Below are 3,562 nucleotides of genomic sequence, written 5' to 3'. Positions count from 1 at the left end.
CCCGCGTTGTTATTGAGCGTGGTTATTGTGCCCTCATTTGTGATATTTGTCGAGCCGGTGTTGTCGATGGTGGTGATTCGCGCGCCTTGAGCGTTGCCAATGCCATTAGTGCCACTAATTGTGCCGGCATTCGTGATGGTGGTGATAGTATTTCTATTTGTGATTCCATTATCAAGCGAGCCTGTGGCGTTGTTGTTGATTGTTGTTATGGCGCCAAAGTTATTAAAAGTATTTGTCACTTTGCCAGCATTTGTGAAAGTATCAATACTTGCATTTGTAGTGTTTGCATCGCCATTTTGCAAGGAAGTGATGATGGCATTTTGAGAGTTATTAAGGTTTGTAAGTATGCTAGCGTTTCCAAGATTTGTGGTTGTGCCATCATTTGTATAGGTGTTTATCGTGCCAGCATTTATGAGGTTTGCAGTTGTAGAGCCTGCTTTATTTAAAAGCGTATTTGCGATATTGCCACCTGCTTGATTATTTACCTGCACGGCTGTGCCATTGAGTGTTAGAGTTTGATTAGCATTAGTTGCATTTATCGTTGTAGAGTTTGTGAGGCTTGCTGTGATTTCGCCTGTATTGCTCCAAGTCACCACGCCAGCACTTGAGCTAAAGTTTGCTACATTTCCGCTTCCTGCATAGGTAAGCGCTGTGCCACTTGAAGTGAGGTTTGTTACATTGCCATTGTTTGTAAATCCTCCTGTGATTGTGCCATTAGCAGTAGTGTTGCTAAAGTTTGTAAGAGTGTGTCCGGCATTAAGCGTTACAACGCCATTAATCGTGCCTTGTGTGCCAAAGGAATTAAGGGATTTATCAATAACTATGTTTATGTTTTGATCTGTGGTTGCTGTCCCACCTGCGCCGATTGTGCCGGTGTTGGTAAAAGTATCTGTTGCACTGCCACCGCTAAGCGTGATTGTGCCGGCATTACCTTGTGTGGCATTTGTAATATCGCCATCGTTTCTAAAATTCCCTGTTATTGTGCCAGTGCCTGTGTAGCCGATAGAGCCCGCTGTGCTTGTAAATGTGCCAATCGTATTGTTATTTGTCAGTGTCGTAATAGTCCCACTATTTGTAAGACTTGTTAAACTGCCATTATTTGTGAATCCTGTGATACTTCCTTGATTGCTAAGTGTGGCGGTTGAGTTTGTGGCGTTTGTCATGGCGTTTGCTATGTTTCCGCCTGTTTGATTTTGTATTGCGACATTTTGCCCGTTGATGTTTATCGTGCCGGTGCCATTGATTTGCGCGCTATTTGTAAGGCTACTTGTTACATTTCCTGTATTACTCCAAGTCACCGTTCCAGCAGTTGATTCAAAGCTTCCTACATTTCCAGTTCCACCATAGGTAAGCGTGCCGGTGCCTGTGTGCGAAAGTGAGCCGATGGAATTATTATTTGCTAGAGTATTTGTTATCCCTGCCCCTGCACTATCAGTGAAACTTGTTATTGTGCCATTATTTGTGAAAGTCCCTAAAGCGCCAGTGCCGGTATTTTCAAAAGCATTTATCGTATTGCCTGTGCTTAGCGAGCCACCGCTTGTAAGCGTGCCAGAGTTTGTAAATGAAGTTAGACTTTTCTCTACTTGCACATTTTGTGCGATTGTGCCGGTGTTTGTAAAAGTCTCTGTCCCAGCACCACCGCGTAAAATTATCGCGTCAGTTCCGGTAATGTCGCCATTATTTGTGAAATTCCCAGTAATCGCCCCGGTGCCTGCATAGCCGATGGTGCCCGCTGTGCTTGTAAATGTGCCAATCGTATTGTTATTTGTCAATGTTGTAATAGTCCCACTATTTGTAAGGTTTGTTAAAGTGCCTTCATTTGTAAATCCTGCGATAGTCCCCTCATTCTCAAGTGTGGCGGTTGAGTTTGTTTTATTTGTAAGTGTGCCATTTATATTTGCAGTTGCGCCGGCATTCGTCACGCTCACGCTTCCACCTTGCGCGCTTTGCAAGCCTATATCTCCATTGATAGTTGTCGCGTTATTTGTAAGGCTATTTGTAATGTTTCCTGTATTTTGCCAAGTGATAACACCTGCAGTTGCGTTAAGACTGCCGAGATTCCCATTTCCGCTATAGGTGAGCGTGCCGGCGCCATCGTGTGTAAGTGCGCCAATCGTGCCGGTATTGTTTAAGGTATTATCTACGCCCGCGCTTTCTGTGAAGTTTGCTATCGTGCCAGCGTTTGTGAAAGTGTTAGTTGCAGTTGAGCTATTTTCAAAAGTATTTATCGTGCCATTATTTGTAAATCCAGTGCCAAAGCTCCCAGCACTGGAATTTGTAACAGAATCTATTGTGTAGCCTGTGCCTACACTTACACCGCCGGTGATTGTATTTGTGTTAGTAAAAGTATTTGTCGTGTAGTTCCCGCTAAAGCTCACATTCCCAGCGATTGTGCCTTCATTTGTGAATCTATCGAGCGATTTTTCCACCTCCACACTTTGGGCGATACTTGCACCTGCACCATTTATAAAGGTAGTCGTTGGCGTAGTAGGCGGGGTGGTATTTGGCGCATCACTTAGCATGATATTCATAGTTCCGGTGATACTTGCACCATTGCTAAAATTACCAGTTATGCGGTTGGTGATATTTCCTGTAGCTGCAGCGTTTTTGTTGTAAGTGAAAGTTCCGCCTGCTATATTCATGCTTCCGATTGTGCCATTTCCTAGCTCGGTGTAGGTGACACTTCCACCACTTACGCTAAAACTCCCTATATTTCCGCTATTTTGGAAGTCATTGACATTTCCGCCACTATTGCTAAAATCTGTAATCGTCCCGGCATTTGTAAGCGTGCCTATTGTGCCATTTAATTTTACAATACTTGCGATTGTGCCACTTGCCCTATTCTCTAAGTTAGTGATTTCTCCGCCTTCCATGTGGATTGCGCCATTAGTGGCGTGCGAAGTAGAGATTGTCCCGGCATTTATAAGATTCCCAATTGTGCCATTTTGCAGGCGTATGCCATATTCTCCGCCGGTGATGACAGAGTTTGCACCGCTATTATTAAGAGTGGTTATGCGCGCATTAGCGTTATTAAGGAGGATTCCCGCTACACCACCAGTAGCATTTATCGCGCCTTGATTTGTGAGTGTGGTTATAGAGCCATTGAGATTGATTGCATTGCCACCGCTAGTGCTTTCTATGATGCCTGTGCTGTTGTTATTAAGATTTGTTATAGAGCCATTTTGACTAATTGTAATGCCATGTCCAGCTGTGCCTGTGATATTGCCTGAGTTATTGAGTGTGGCGATATTGCCATATTGTGTTTGGTTGTTAGCACTAAATCCAATTGAAATCCCTGTAGCCCCTGAAATAGTTGCATTTACACTATTATTAAGAGTTGTAACTCTCCCACCAGTGGCATTTCTACTTGTTATCATCACCCCAGCTGTAGTGCCACTTATCATATTGGTGTTAGTAAGTGTCGTTAGGGCTGTATTCCTGCCATCTTGTCTTATACCATAGTAGCCATTTGCGATTTGTCCTGCATTGGTGATGGTGTTAGCTGCCCTAGAAAACGTAATCCCTTCGATTAGCCCACCTGCATTGTTGGTTATCGTGCCTA

General features: G+C 43.9%; 1 protein-coding gene. It reads right to left on the bottom strand.

What is annotated here, in order from left to right:
- A partial coding sequence (locus CQA49_RS10175; RefSeq protein WP_181882670.1) for an S-layer family protein occupies positions 1–3,562 on the bottom strand: 3,562 nt, incomplete at both ends.

The sequence above is a fragment of the Helicobacter sp. MIT 00-7814 genome (genome assembly GCF_003364115.1).
Lineage (GTDB): Bacteria > Campylobacterota > Campylobacteria > Campylobacterales > Helicobacteraceae > Helicobacter_F.
The sequence above is the reverse complement of the archived record's forward strand: the minus strand, read 5'-3'. Positions and strand labels throughout refer to the sequence as shown.